At 61.1% G+C, this 13,054-nt stretch carries 12 protein-coding genes; 4 read left to right on the forward strand and 8 right to left on the reverse strand.

From position 1 onward, the window contains the following. Nucleotides 1-89: 89 nt before the first annotated feature. Both ABIE13_RS14405 and ABIE13_RS14410 read left to right on the forward strand, forming a co-directional pair. On the forward strand, nucleotides 90-875 hold the full coding sequence (locus ABIE13_RS14405; protein WP_354444551.1) for a type III pantothenate kinase: 786 nt from the start codon (nucleotides 90-92) through the stop codon (nucleotides 873-875). 70 nt (nucleotides 876-945) lie between these two features. After that, nucleotides 946-1,206 (forward strand): hypothetical protein, encoded by a 261-nt coding sequence (locus ABIE13_RS14410; protein ID WP_354444553.1) that lies wholly within the window; start codon nucleotides 946-948, stop codon nucleotides 1,204-1,206. A gap of 22 nt (nucleotides 1,207-1,228) precedes the next feature. On the opposite strand, the gene ABIE13_RS14415 is transcribed toward ABIE13_RS14410, so the two are convergent. Together ABIE13_RS14415 and ABIE13_RS14420 are read right to left on the reverse strand one after the other, a co-directional pair. Continuing rightward, a complete protein-coding gene (locus ABIE13_RS14415) occupies nucleotides 1,229-2,260 on the reverse strand; it encodes a Bug family tripartite tricarboxylate transporter substrate binding protein (protein ID WP_436278416.1) in 1,032 nt (343 codons plus the stop codon). A 157-nt stretch (nucleotides 2,261-2,417) separates the two neighbouring features. After that, complete coding sequence (locus ABIE13_RS14420; RefSeq protein ID WP_354444555.1) at nucleotides 2,418-3,323, reverse strand: DUF1932 domain-containing protein; 906 nt, start codon at nucleotides 3,321-3,323, stop codon at nucleotides 2,418-2,420. Nucleotides 3,324-3,487: 164 nt separating this feature from the next. Here ABIE13_RS14420 and ABIE13_RS14425 point away from each other — a divergent pair, with 164 nt between their 5' ends. Continuing rightward, on the forward strand, nucleotides 3,488-4,675 hold the full coding sequence (locus ABIE13_RS14425; protein ID WP_354444557.1) for a LysR family transcriptional regulator: 1,188 nt from the start codon (nucleotides 3,488-3,490) through the stop codon (nucleotides 4,673-4,675). Between the two features lie 695 nt (nucleotides 4,676-5,370). Here ABIE13_RS14425 and ABIE13_RS14430 read toward each other — a convergent pair. Together ABIE13_RS14430 and ABIE13_RS14435 are read right to left on the reverse strand one after the other, a co-directional pair. Continuing rightward, the gene (locus tag ABIE13_RS14430; protein ID WP_354444559.1) at nucleotides 5,371-6,447 is read right to left on the reverse strand and encodes a M14 family metallopeptidase; all 1,077 of its coding nucleotides are present in this window, start codon (nucleotides 6,445-6,447) and stop codon (nucleotides 5,371-5,373) included. After that, entirely contained in the window at nucleotides 6,444-7,691 is a 1,248-nt protein-coding gene (locus ABIE13_RS14435) for a M20 aminoacylase family protein (protein WP_354444560.1), read from the reverse strand. Before ABIE13_RS14435 ends, ABIE13_RS14430 begins: the two co-directional genes overlap by 4 nt. Nucleotides 7,692-7,795: 104 nt before the next feature. On the opposite strand from ABIE13_RS14435, the gene ABIE13_RS14440 reads away from it, so the two are divergent. Then, entirely contained in the window at nucleotides 7,796-8,935 is a 1,140-nt protein-coding gene (locus ABIE13_RS14440; protein ID WP_354444562.1) for an aminopeptidase, read from the forward strand. 44 nt (nucleotides 8,936-8,979) lie between these two features. Here the strand turns inward: ABIE13_RS14440 and ABIE13_RS14445 are convergent, their stop codons facing one another. From ABIE13_RS14445 to ABIE13_RS14460, 4 genes are all read right to left on the reverse strand, one after another. Next, nucleotides 8,980-9,240 carry an acyl-CoA-binding protein gene (locus ABIE13_RS14445; protein WP_354444564.1) on the reverse strand — a complete coding sequence of 87 codons (261 nt, stop codon included), beginning with the start codon at nucleotides 9,238-9,240 and terminating at the stop codon, nucleotides 8,980-8,982. A 76-nt stretch (nucleotides 9,241-9,316) separates the two neighbouring features. After that, nucleotides 9,317-10,084, reverse strand: coding sequence for a hypothetical protein (locus tag ABIE13_RS14450; RefSeq protein WP_354444566.1), 768 nt, complete (start codon nucleotides 10,082-10,084; stop codon nucleotides 9,317-9,319). Between the two features lie 3 nt (nucleotides 10,085-10,087). Then, nucleotides 10,088-10,762: a TetR/AcrR family transcriptional regulator gene (locus tag ABIE13_RS14455; protein WP_354444568.1), complete on the reverse strand. Its 675-nt coding sequence runs from the start codon at nucleotides 10,760-10,762 to the stop codon at nucleotides 10,088-10,090. 1,053 nt (nucleotides 10,763-11,815) lie between these two features. Further along, entirely contained in the window at nucleotides 11,816-13,033 is a 1,218-nt protein-coding gene (locus ABIE13_RS14460) for a DUF3108 domain-containing protein (RefSeq protein ID WP_354444570.1), read from the reverse strand. Between the last annotated feature and the right edge of the window lie 21 nt (nucleotides 13,034-13,054).

Raw genomic sequence — 13,054 nt, forward strand, 5'->3', positions numbered from 1 at the left:
TAAAGAAGCCACTTTAACCGCTGAATAAGACATCTGACTAGTGCTATGGAGATATGCGGCGTAGGACAAAGCCGTTATATTGCCGTTCCATGACATTTCTGGCAATCGATGTCGGCAATACGCGACTTAAGTGGACCTTCTATGAGCAAGCATTGCCCGGCGCCGCTGTGGTGGCATCGGGGGCTGAGTTCCTGGAGCAGATAGACCGTCTGGCTGAAGGCGCATGGGCAGACCTGCCTGAGCCGTCTTCCATGCTGGGCTGCATTGTGGCGGGACAGGCCGTCAAGCACCGTGTCCAGGAACAGATGGAAATCTGGAATGTCGAGCCTCGCTGGGTAGTGGCCAGCAATGCCGAGGCTGGACTGACCAACGGCTATGACTTTCCCTCAAGGCTGGGGGCGGATCGCTGGGTGGCCATGATAGGGGCCTATCACCGGATGTTGGCCGAAGGCCCCGCGCGGCCCATGGTCGTCGTGATGGTGGGTACGGCAGTCACCGTGGAAGCCATAGACGCCTCAGGCCGCTTTCTGGGGGGCTTGATCCTGCCCGGTCACGGCATCATGCTGCGCGCGCTGGAATCAGGCACTGCTGGCCTTCATGTGCCAACGGGCGACGTCTGCGAGTTTCCTACCAACACGAGTGACGGCCTCACCAGTGGGGGGACCTACGCGATTGCCGGCGCTTGCGAGCGCATGGCCCAGCATGTGCGCGAGCACTGCGGCGCAGAGCCCGTCTGCATCATGACGGGCGGTGCAGGGTGGAAGATGTTGCCCAGCATGGGCAGACCCTTCGAACTGGTGGAGAGCTTGATATTCGACGGTCTGCTTGTGATTGCCAAGGAGCGAGAAGTGCTCATGGGGCAATTGAAGGCCTGAATTTCTGAAGGGCTGAGTTCCGAGGGCCTGATTTTTGTGCGGCTGCGTACCAAATCGCCAGCCCTAGGGCGTGTCATCAATTAAACCCCCACGCGTTGCCAAGCCAGGGGGTGCCAGGCTAGGCGTGGCGAGCGCCGTGTACTACTGTACACAAGCGAGCCACAACAACGCATGGCGCTCCCTGGCTTGGCAACCCTTCGGGCTGGCTCGCCATGCGGCGTCTACTTTGTCGGCAGCCTTGGCCGTAGATCACTACGGCCTGGGCCTGCCTTCGCGTATCCATCCTCAGGGCGAATCAGCGCGTGGGGGGTTAATTGATGACACGCCCTAGGGGTGAGAAGTCGAGTGCTTTCTCACTCTACCTTCACGCCGCCTTTCTCAATCACGGTCCTCCAGCGCACGATCTCGCTGCTGATCAGTTTGGAAAACACCTCCGGAGGATTGGGCGTGGCTTCAGCGCCTTCGCCAGACAAGCGACCGCTGATTTCTGGTGAAGACAGCGATTGATTGATTTGGGTATTGAGCTTGGTGATGATTTCCTTGGGCGTACTGGACGGTGCCACAACGCCGTACCACTGATCCGCCGCAAACCCCGGGTATCCGCTCTCTGCCACCGTCGGAAGATCCGGCGCGGCTTTCACTCGATTGGGTGAAGACACGGCAATCGCGCGCAACTGTCCGGCCTTGACCTGTGTCATGACGGCGGGAAGTCCGGTGAACATGAGTTGTATTTGCCCGGCCACCAGATCCGTCACCGCTGGCGCCGTGCCCTTGTAGGGGACGTGCTGCATCTGCGTGCCAGACTGGAGCTTCAAATACTCGGTGGCGATGTGCGCGGCGCTGCCATTGCCGCCAGAGCCATAGTTGATCTTGTTGGGGTTGGCCTTGGCATAGGCAATCAGTTCCTGCACGTTTTTGGCGGGTACAGAAGGGTGGATCACCAGCACATTGGGCACCCGTGCCACCCAGGCGACGGCCGCAAACGCCGTGACGGGGTTGTAGGGCAGCTTGGGGTAGAGCGACGGGGTGACCGCCAAGGTGCCTATGTGACCCATTAGCAGCGTGTAGCCATCTCCGGCAGCCTTGGCGACTCTGTCCGCGCCAATCGAGCCGCCAGCGCCGGGGACGTTTTCGATCACCACCGGCTGATTCCACGCCTGTGTCAATTGCAGTCCAATGGTGCGCCCCAGAATGTCCGTGGAGCCGCCAGGCGTGAAGGGGACAACCAGACGAATCGCTTTGTTGGGGTAGGTCTTGCTGTCCTGGGCGCGAGCGCTCAGAAAAGGGGTTGCCAGTACGCTGGCCGCAGCGGCCGCGATGAGCCTGCGACGGCGGGTGTCCATGCCGGCGCCGACTGGAATGGATGACTCTAGAGTCTGATGCATGTCTTGTCTCCTTGGATAGTTTGTTCTCATGGCAAAAGCGGCTGACTGCGCGAGCCGGCCGCCCAAAGCTTCGCCGGATGTTCAACCCGGCTGCGGTTGGCGCCTTGATTGCAGCTCGTCAGAACCTCACACGGAGGTGAATTTACTGTGAACACGCCTAGCCATGCTTTTCATTGCGCTGCAAAAGCAGTCGGTCTGCATACTCCTGCCAGGGTGAGGTGCCAGTCAAGCCGTGGAAAACCCCGTCTCGCGCTAGAGAGGCTACCCAGTCCTGCTTTTCGGCGATGGCGCTGGTCATGATGGACTCGAAGCCTGCTTCCTTCACGGTATTGGCTGATTCACGCATTTCTTCCGCGCGCCGCTTTCCGTGCTGCACGACCCTGCTGAAGAAGTAAGCGCCTTGTCGGCTCCAGTCGATCTGCGGAAAGGTTTCCTGCAAAGTCGGCAACACGTGGTCTTCCACGCCGTAGGCGCGGGCATTTGTATAGGCCTCAATCACCAAGGCTTCCAAGCCTTTGATCATGATGCTGCGGCTCATCTTGATGGCAGAGGCCACGCCCAGCTTTTCTGAGACAGCCTTGGCGTTCATGGACCAGGCGTTCAGTGTAATCGCCAGTTCTGAGGCCTGTGCGCCGCCCAGCAGCATGGGCACTGCAATCCCATAGGGCGGAACAGACGTCATCACTCCCGCTTCGACATACTGGCCACCGGCGGCTTCTATCGCCGCCGCCGCACGCTGCTTGGTACCGGGGGAGGCTGAGTTGAGATCCAGAAAAATGCTCCCGGGCCGCACATGCCGTGCAGCTTCTTGCGCCACTGCCAGGGTGTTGGACGCAGTGACTGCGGAAATCAGCAGCGTGGAGTCGGCGCACAGGCTGGCCATGCCGTTGGTGGGCGTGATGCCATCAGCGGCCGCTGCGGCGCGAGCCGCTTCGCTTCCCAATCCTTCAAACTTCAGATCCCAGGCTCGTACGGCTCCAACACCGTCCTTGTCTTTCAATCCCCGGCCAAAGGTACTGCCGACTTCGCCAAATCCGATGATCCCAAGGCTGATGGTGGCCATGAGTTGCTCCTTTATGAGAATTAAGAATATTTGGAAGTGGCCCAGCTGAGGAGACCAGGCGCACCTTTTATGCTTGTCCATTGTTGTGAAACCAGACGGACTCAAGGTTGCTTTGTGAGGTGTGAACTGTTCGAATCTGTTCATGGGTGTGGTGAAATGCGGCCATGATTGCGTTGCGTCATATTCGAACTTTGAGCGTGGTGGCCCGTACGGGCGGCGTGCGCTTGTCCTCGGAATCATTGAGGCGTGCCCCTTCTGCCGTCAGCCGTGCAGTGGCATTGCTGGAGGACACGCTAGGCATGCCTCTGTTCGAACGCAAAGGGCGAGGCATGTTGCCTACCCCCGCCGGCGCTCTGGTTCTGGCGCGCTTCGACCGCGTCCGGGAAGAGCTATCCGCCGTGCTGGAAGAGGCTGCCGGCGGTATCAAGGCGCAGGCCTTGCCCGCCGCTGCCGCCGATGTCCTGTATGACGAGCGCCGCTTGCAAGCTGCCTCGTTGCTGGCCGAGCTGCACCATATGCCTTCAGTAGGCCGACGCCTCGGCGTGTCGCCATCGGCCGTGAGCAGCGCTCTGGCGCGATTGGAAGGGGCGCTGCGGCAAAAGCTGTTCCTGCGTACGGCGAGTGGGCTCATGCCGACGGATGCAGGTGCGCGTTGGACTTTGCGCTTTGATCGCGCGCTGGCAGAGCTCAGGTATTTGGAGGAGGACATCTCTGCGGCTCGTGGAAGCCTGCGAGGCTTGATCACGGTGGGGACGCTTCCGCTGGCTCGCACCAGAGTGCTTCCCCGGGCTATCGTGGCTTTGCGGCAGTCGCATCCAGGCTTGCGGATCCACTCGCTGGAAAGCCCTTATGAAGAGCTTCACGCCGGACTGATGAGAGGCAAGGTCGATTTCATCATCGGCGCTCTGCGCCCTGAAGTGGACCCTTCGCTGAGTTCCGAGACCTTGTTCGAAGATGAGCTGGGCGTCATGGCGGCGGCTACGCATCCGTTGGCGCGAAAGAGCAAGGTCGGCTTCAGCGATCTCCGAGGCCAGTCCTGGGTCCTTTCGCGGCCTGGCACACCACTGCGGGTGTCGCTCGACCAATTTTTCACAGCCCATGGTGAGGCCGCTCTGGTGCCTGCAGTGGAAACCGGCGACCTGGCGCTGGTGCGGGGCATGTTGATGGACGGCGGAATGCTCACGGTCCTTTCTACTCATCAGCTCCGCTACGAGGTGGATGCAGAACAAGTGCGGGTCCTGCCCTTTGCCATGGATGGCCTGCGCCGTCATATTGGTCTGGTGACCCGTGCCGGAGCCAAGTTGCCCCCGGGAACGCTGGCTCTTATGCAAGAAATTAGATCCCCTGAATAACGAAGCCCCCCTGCGTCGCTGCGCGCCTTCCCCTAGCCGGGCGCCCCCTGAGGGGGGACGCAACCAGCGGCCTGGCAAAGCCAGCTCCGCGGCTACTCACGAATGGCCTGCTCCGCGGCCTTTTGATTTGGGGCCCTCTCCCGGGCGGGGGAGAGGGCGTTCTAGACCGTCGCTTGCGACTGATCCGTGTAGGGCCGAGCGAAGCAATGGCCCGAGTGGGTGTCCCACCCCTTTGGCCGTGCCGAGGAGCGCAAAGCGAGGGGCGGGCAAGAGCACTGCAAGATGCTCTTGCTTCGTGAACTAGCTTGCTGCGGATGTCTGAGCGGCGTGAACGAAGTGAACAAAGCGAGTTCCGCAGCGTCGCCGCTCGATTGAGCACCGGAGGTTGCCCGTAGCGAAGCGAAGGGTCGCGGCCGGCATAGGCACGGACAGTGGGGCCGCCTTTTCTTGCGCCAGGTTCTTTGGGCCGGCCATCCGGTGGCGGAGCACCGGATCGCCGGCCGAAAGAAGGTAGCTGCGCTGCCGGGCGCACTCCCCGGCCTCCGACCTCGATGCAAACGCAGAAGGTAATTAATCACCGCAGCGATTCAATCAACCGCTGCTTGCCCTCACCGGTTGGCCGGCCCCGCCCCGCCCTCTCCCTAGAGGGAGAGGGGGAAAGAAAGGGAGAGGGAGGAAACCTCATCACCAACCCCCTAACCCCCTAAACTCTGAAACATAACCTGCCGCGTCTGACTGACCACCTGTCCTTTCCACGAATCAGCATCTGGATAAAACGCGCGCTTGAGACCCGCCTGGATCTGTGCCGCCATGTCAACGGGCGCCATCGGGTGCAAGGCCAACCAATGATCAGCGCGAAGAGCCTGCAGGACTTCTCCAGAGGAGCCCGTGCCGAACTTGAGCATCATCTCCGTGCACTCGGCCTGCGGAGCCGCTTCCTTCAGGCAGGACCACATGGTGGCGGTGGGCGATGCCCCAGGAGACGCACTGTCATGAAGGGCTCTTACCCCCTCTCCCCACCACTGGCGAGCCCGAGCGAGGCCCTCCGCATCCTCACGCCCCACGTAGAGCCGCTCAGTCTCCCCAGCCGCCCCCTCGCCGGTGTGCAGGTCCAACCAGGTGATCTGATCGACTTGGCCGACATAGCGGTCCAACAACTGGCGCAAGGTACGGTGGCTCCAGGTGGGCTGCTGGCCACCGTAGAACATACCGTCCGGGAATTCATACTGTCCGGCGCAGAGGGCGGCCAGCCAGGCATCGCCATCGCGTGAACCGGCCAAGGCTTTCAAAGCCGCTCGATTGGCGTCATCGGGTGGCCAGGCCTCCGGAAGCAACAATGAATGCGCACTTCGATAGTCCAGGTTGGGTGGCAGCGGCTTGGTGAAATCCACGAAGTTGCGGTTTAAAACCGCGTTTTCCTGTGTCACACACCGCAGGTGAGAAAACCCATACGGATTGAGCGCGTGCAGGTACAGCACGGCCATACCCGCTGAGCGAGCTTTCTCTCTCCATTCACTATCGTGCAAAGCGAATACCTGCACGCCTGAACCGCCAAACCCATCGACTCCGCAGCGACCACTGCTGACGATCAGCAGGCGCCTGCTTTGCGGGTCGCCATCCAGCGCCACATCAAGCGCCAGTGCCTCCCCCTCTTGCCCTGCAAGGGGGTGATTGAACGATTCAATTCGGGCGCTTGCAGTGGCGGCCGCCTCTAGAAACTTGACGCGGGCCCTTGCATAACTGGCCGCGAAAGCGTCCGCGATGGGGATCACACCACACCCGCCGGCATTGGCCGGTCCTTGGGGGGCTGGTGCGCCAGCCACGCCTGGGCGAGCTTGATCCAATAGGAGCCGCCCAAAGGAATCAGCTCGTCGTTGAAATCGTAGTGGGGGTTGTGCAGGACGCAGGGGCCGGCGTCATGTCCGCCACCCTCATACTTGCCTCGGTGCGCACCGTCGCCATTGGCTATAAAGCAGTAGGCGCCGGGGCGTGCTTGCAGCATGTAGGCAAAGTCTTCAGCACCCATGGTCGGCTCTTGAGCAAGGGCTTTGTCGGCGCCCACAATGTCCGTCATGACGCGCCGGGCAAAGTCAGCTTCATAAGCTGTGTTGACCGTGGGCGGGTAATTGCGCGTAAAGCTGAAATCGCACTGCGCGCCAAACGCCGTGCTGATGCCCTCTGCCACCTCCCGCATGCGCCGCTCGATCAGATCCAATACTTCAGTGGTAAATGTGCGTACCGTACCCTGGATTTCGCAGGAATCAGGAATCACATTGGTGGCTTCTCCTGCATGGATCATGGTCACCGAAATCACGCCTGCATCGACAGGCTTCTTGTTGCGCGTGAGAATGGTCTGAAAGCCCTGCACCATCTGGCATGCGATGGGCACGGGATCAATCCCCGTGTTCGGCATGGCCGCATGTCCACCCTTGCCCGTCACGATGATCTTGAACTCGTTGGTAGAGGCCATCACAGGCCCGCTGCTGACGGCAAAGGTGCCGACGGGCATACCCGGCCAGTTATGCATGCCGAATACCGCCTCTACAGGGAATTTTTCGAACAGTCCATCCTTGATCATTTCGCGAGCACCTCCGCCGCCTTCCTCAGCGGGCTGGAAAATCAGGTAGACCGTGCCTTCGAAATCCCGGTGCTGGGACAGGTGCTGCGCTGCGGCCAGCAGCATGGCGGTATGGCCATCGTGGCCGCAGGCATGCATCTTGCCCTGGTGGCGGCTCGCGTGCGCAAACGTGTTGAATTCCGTCATGGGCAAGGCGTCCATGTCAGCACGCAGGCCAATGGCGCGGCCATTTTTGCCGCCATCTCGCCCGTGGACTATGCCGACCACTCCGGTGGTGCCCATGCCCCTGTGAACAGGAATGCCCCATTCAGTGAGCTTCTGAGCCACCAGATCGGCGGTGCGCACTTCTTCGAAGCACAGCTCCGGATGGGCATGGATGTCACGCCGGATGGCTGCAATACCGGCGGATTGGGCGAGGACGGCGTCGATGAGATTCATAGGTGGCAGTCTAGCCCGTATGGATGGATTTGGCATCAGGGTCAATCATGAAACCATGCAGGGGATAATGCCCTGGCAACCCTTTTTGCTCAAACTTCCCGGCCATGGCGACTCCTGAAATCGAAGCATCGGACAGCCGCGCTCGTGGGCCCCAACAGGTGAAACGGGCGTTCGTCCTGCTCGCGGCCCTGGTGCTGGCGGGCTGCTCGTCTGTGTCTTACTACGCACAGTCCATTCAGGGGCATCTGTCTCTCATGCATGCGGCCCGGCCCCTGGATGATTGGCTCTCGGACCCGGCCACACCTGCCGAGCTCCGTCCGCGGCTTGAGCTGGCTCGGCGCATGAGGTCCTTCGCCTCCAGTGAGCTGGCGTTGCCTGACAACGCCAGCTACCACCGTTATGCCGATCTGAAGCGCAGTGCAGCGGTTTGGAGCGTCGCTGCGGCGCCAGCCGATTCATTGATCCTCAAAACCTGGTGTTTTCCGTTTGTGGGTTGCGTCGGGTACAGAGGCTATTACGACGAAGCGGAGGCACGTCAATTGGGAGACCGGCTTCGCCAGCAGGACGGGCTGGAAGTAGCCGTTTACGGCGTGCCCGCCTATTCCACGCTCGGTTGGCTCAATTGGATGGGCGGCGACCCTCTACTGTCGACATTTATTCGTTACCCTGAGGGTGAATTGGCGCGCATGATCTTTCATGAACTGGCGCATCAGGTGGTCTATGTCGATGACGACACCATGTTCAACGAATCGTATGCCACGGCTGTCGAAAGGCTGGGCGTGGCCCGATGGCTGGTCACGCAGGCCAGTGAGACGGCGCAGCGCGATTACGCGGCCTTCAACGATCGCCGCCGCGCGTTTCGGGCGCTGACCCTCCAGACACGTGGAGAACTTGAGAAAGCATTTGAGAGAAGGTCTGCGTCGGCAGAAGGCGCTGACGACTCACTGGCGCTGGCAATGACCGCCAAGAACGAAGCCATGCTGCGCTTTCGTGATCGCTATGCGCAGCTGAAGCAGGAGTGGGAAGCGGCCGGTACTCCCTTCAGCGGCTACGACCGCTGGGTGGAGCAGGCTAACAACGCCAGCTTTGGCTTGCAGGCGATCTATGACGAATTAGTACCGGGTTTTGAAGCCTTGTTTGCGCAGGGCGGGGGCGACTGGCCACGGTTTCATGCTGCTGTGGCGGAGCTGGCCGCTCAACCCAAGCAAGAGCGGCGTCGCAGGCTGAAGGAACTTGTGCGTTGATGTCAGGACACTTAACGCGCAAGGCCCCACGCTCAGACCTATATTCAGGCTTGGCGCAACTCTTCTATCAGATCAATGTACTGCTGCATGGCGTCATCAGCAGAGGTGTCTTCCAGTTTTTTCCATGCATCCCACTTGGCGCGCGCAACCAAGTCGGAAAAGCCTGGTTTGGCTTCTTCATTGTCACCCTGGCTGGCTTGTTTGTAGAGCGCATATATCCGCAGCAAGGTGACATTGTCAGGGCGGGAACTCAGCGTCTTGGAGTTGGCAACGGCTTCTTCGAAGCGGGCTTTGAGATCTGACATGTTGGCTTGTTCAATGAATTCCTAAGGACGTCAATATACGCGAGGCCAGCCATCGCGCATTCATCCAAAACCCGCCCTAGAGGGCAAGTCCCGCGCGCGCCAGATCCACCCAAAGGCGCTCGACCGCGTCGCGTGGTGGTGTGCTCGCAGCTTGCTCATACAGCCGCGTCGCTTCTGGCAGCTGAGCTTCGCCTTCCATGGCAACCAGGGCGTCCGCATAGCTGACCATGACGGCGGCTGAGTCAGGGGCAAGCCGCATGGCTTCGCGAAAATGTGCGCGAGAGACTTCCGCTTTGGCCCCATAGGTCATGGCACCGATCAGGGCGCCGACCTTCTCGATGACCTCCGCATGGAACATACCCAACGTGACGTGCGCATAGACATGGTTCGGCGCGAGAGTCAGGGTTTTCTGGAGCGCCGTGAGAATCTGTGCGCCCAGGCCTTGTGCAAGCGCGCGCGCCACATGGATGCCTTGGCTGTACCGGGTAAGCGCGTAGCCTTGCCAAAACCAGGCATTGGGGTTGTGGGGTTCTTCGATCGCGTGAGCGTGAGCACGCGCGTGGATGCGTTGGAACAGATCCAGGCGCGCCTTCTCTCGCGGCTCTATCAAGGTGGCATACGCGGAGGCAGCGCGATTGGCGAGCGATATGCCGCCGAGCCCTGCCGACAGGCCTGCAAGTTCTGCTTTCTCGAAATCGCCTGTGTGCAGCAAGGCCCAGCCCTGTAGAACTTCCGGTTGCAGGGGCAGGGGCTCGCAATCGAGCACATGCAGGCGCTGCCACTGCGCGGGCAGTGTGCTGCCATCGAAGAATTGGTCGCATGCGTGGGATGGTAGGGCTGTCATGTCTCAGATGTCTTTTGCATCATAGGCAGAAATTAGGGCCAACAAATGGGCGCGTGCATCCTCTTGCAAGTACGGTGCCAACATGCTCATGACGTGGTGCGCGCCGCGCAGCAAAGCGTCCTGGGCATTGGCGGGCTCCATGGCGTTACGAGGGTTGAGCACGTATTCATAGCTCAGCCAATACGTCAGAACCACCACCATGGTGGCCGCCGCGGCGTTTCGCGTCCTGTCCTCCTCCAGCGTCACATGCACTCGATCCGTTCCGTCGACCAGCGTATCGAGAATGGCGCGAACGGCAGTCCGTTTGCGCATCAGGATGACGGGAAAGTGCGTTTCAAGGCGCCTGTTGCGCGAAAGCAGGTGGTTGAGGTCGCGGTATAGGAACCGGTGCTGCCAGATCATCTCGAAAAGCGAATGCAGGAAGAACCAGGTGTCCTCCACGTCTCGCACGCCTTCGGCGGCGCCCAGCAATTCGAGCAGTTCGGTTTCGAACTGCTCGAACAGCGTGTTGATCAGCTCTTCCTTTGATGGAAAGTGGTAGTACAGGTTTCCGGGGCTGATGTTCAGCTCCGACGAGATCATCGTGGTGGAGACGTTGGGCTCGCCATAGCGGTTGAACAGATCAAGCGTGGTCAGCAGGATGCGCTCGGCGGTGCGTCGGGGCGCTTTCTTGGCCATCTCTTATCTCCATTCGAAGGTCGTTGTCCCCTGGCTCTGAATCCTGTGCACGCAGAGCCTTGCGTTTGTTTTTTTATGTGATCATAAACACGCTAGGCGGTAAAGCGCGGAAAGCTTCTTAAATAGCGATCTAAAGTGGCGAGTAACGCGTATCAATTCGCCGCTGGTCGGGGCTGGCCAGACGAGGTTGACGGGGGGCCAAACTGGGGCAGTTCTCACCCTCCCTTTCTCCCTTTCTCCCTTTCCCTTTCCCTTTCCCTTTCCCTTTCCCTTTCCCTTTCTTTCCCCCTCTCCCTCTAGGGAGAGGGCGGGGCGGGGCCGGCCAACCGGTGAGGGCAAGCGGCGGTTGATTGATCGCTGCGGTTACTAATTACCTTCTGCTCTTCACTTGAGGTCGGAGGCCGGGGAGTGCGCCCGGCAGCGCAGCCACCTTCTTTCGGCCGGCGATCCGGTGCTCCGCCACCGGATGGCCGGCCCAAAGAACCTGGCGCAAGAAAAGGCGGCCCCAAGTCCGTGCCTATGCCGGCCGCGACCCTACACTTCGCTACGGGCAACCTCCGGTGCTCAGTCCAGGGGCGGCGCGGCAGAACTCACTTCTTTCGCTTCGCTCTCTACGTTCAAACAGCTGCCGCAAGCTAGTTCACGAAGCAAGAGCATCTTGCAGTGCTCTTGCCCGCCCCTGGCCCTGCGCTCCTCGGCACGGCCAAAGGGGTGGGAAGCCTGACTCGGGCCATTGCTTCGCTCGGCCCTACACGTATTGGTCGCAAGCGACGGTCTAGAACGCCCTCTCCCCCGGCCGGGAGAGGGCCCCAAATCAAAAGGCCGCGGAGCAGGCCATGCGGGGGTGACCGCGGAGCGGGCTTTGCCCGGCCGCTGGTTGCGTCCCCCTTAGGGGGCGCCCGGCATAGGGGAAGGCGCGCAGCGACTCAGGGGGAGCCTATCTCAGTCAAAAGGCCGCGGAGCAGGCCATGCGGGGTGACCGCGGAGCGGGCTTTGCCCGGCCGCTGGTTGCGTCCCCCTCAGGGGGAAGGCGCGCAGCGACTCAGGGGGGGCTTACTTCGGAATTGGCCGCTGCACCTGTACGCCAAAAGCCTGCTGCACGACGAAGTCGAGCAGGTCACCATTGGCCTCAGTCACCTGAATACGAGCGGGCAAGTATTCCAGCGACGGAGCAAGCCACAGCTCCATCCGGGCATCGGTGGGCTGCGCAGGCTCATGCGTCAAGTGAATGGTGCGCAGCGGTTTTCCGGCCATACCTTCTATGGTTTGCTCTTCCGGACCAACCACAAACGACCATTCGAGCACCGCGGGCGGGTTCGGCACTGCGATCGGCAATGTGATGGTGCTTCCTGGCGGGTAGCGTTTGGGATCGCCAGCTATCAGTGCCCCCAACTGGACAATCAGGCTCAGGCGGTCCTGAGTGCCAGGTAGGATTTTCCATTCCGAAACCTCGGGCGCGAAATTAAGGCGCTCGCCGGGATGATCGAAACTCATGCTCGCGACGGCATTTGTGCGAAGCGAGGCTGCCAGCGGAGCCAGCCCTTGCGGAGTCACCAGGCCGTTGGCGTTGCGGGTCTGCTGACCAATCTTGACCTGATAGAAAACCCACTGCGACTCGTAAAAAGTCCCGTCGTGCCTCCAGAGGAGTCTGGAAGGCACATCGACAGGCGCTCCGCCTACGGTGCCTGTGGCCTTATAGGTAAGTTGGGCGGACTGCGGTACCAGCACCGGTGCGTCACCTGCACTCTTGATGCTGGCCCGCGCAGTGGCCGCGTCAGCATCTGTCGGCCTGAGCTCGATGGGCATCGTTGGTGGGAACGGGGCGAACTGCGGCGGGGGCGGCATGGAAAGGATGGACGGTTCCTGGTCCGAGCCTGCGCCAGCCGCTCCCGTTGCGCCACCGGGAGGTGGTGTCACGGGCACGGGTTTGTTGGTTTCCTTCTTCTCGGACGGCGTTTTCCGCGTGGCCGCTCTGGCATTGGTCGGCTCAGCAGCTTTTGTGACGGGAGTGGCTTGCGGTTCGGCTGGCCTTTCGGGCTCTGCAGGCAGCTCTTGCGGTGGTGTAGGCACCGGGGCAGGCGCAAGCTCGGGTGCTGGCGCCTGTTGCTCGGGGACGGTGGGGCCTATCATGCGCGTGACAAGTGCACTGGTGCCCAGGCCAGGGCGCCCGACATTTCCCCAACGTGGCAAGCCGACAATCAGTAAAACGTGCACCGCGAGCGCCACCGCCGTACAGATCAAGAGGCGCCGCTGCTGGGGATCGTGGGACAAAGAGTGAATAGTGGCTGCAGG

It is taken from the genome of Ottowia thiooxydans (assembly GCF_040548795.1).
In the GTDB taxonomy this organism is placed as follows: Bacteria; Pseudomonadota; Gammaproteobacteria; order Burkholderiales; family Burkholderiaceae_C; genus Ottowia; species Ottowia thiooxydans_A.

Coding starts and splice junctions, on each gene's coding strand:
- ABIE13_RS14405 (WP_354444551.1), top strand. CDS start 90: ATGACATTTCTGGCAATCGATGTCGGCAATACGCGACTTAAGTGGACC.
- ABIE13_RS14415 (WP_436278416.1), bottom strand. CDS start 2,260: ATGCATCAGACTCTAGAGTCATCCATTCCAGTCGGCGCCGGCATGGAC.
- ABIE13_RS14420 (WP_354444555.1), bottom strand. CDS start 3,323: ATGGCCACCATCAGCCTTGGGATCATCGGATTTGGCGAAGTCGGCAGT.
- ABIE13_RS14425 (WP_354444557.1), top strand. CDS start 3,488: ATGATTGCGTTGCGTCATATTCGAACTTTGAGCGTGGTGGCCCGTACG.
- ABIE13_RS14435 (WP_354444560.1), bottom strand. CDS start 7,691: ATGAATCTCATCGACGCCGTCCTCGCCCAATCCGCCGGTATTGCAGCC.
- ABIE13_RS14440 (WP_354444562.1), top strand. CDS start 7,796: ATGGCGACTCCTGAAATCGAAGCATCGGACAGCCGCGCTCGTGGGCCC.
- ABIE13_RS14445 (WP_354444564.1), bottom strand. CDS start 9,240: ATGTCAGATCTCAAAGCCCGCTTCGAAGAAGCCGTTGCCAACTCCAAG.
- ABIE13_RS14450 (WP_354444566.1), bottom strand. CDS start 10,084: ATGACAGCCCTACCATCCCACGCATGCGACCAATTCTTCGATGGCAGC.
- ABIE13_RS14455 (WP_354444568.1), bottom strand. CDS start 10,762: ATGGCCAAGAAAGCGCCCCGACGCACCGCCGAGCGCATCCTGCTGACC.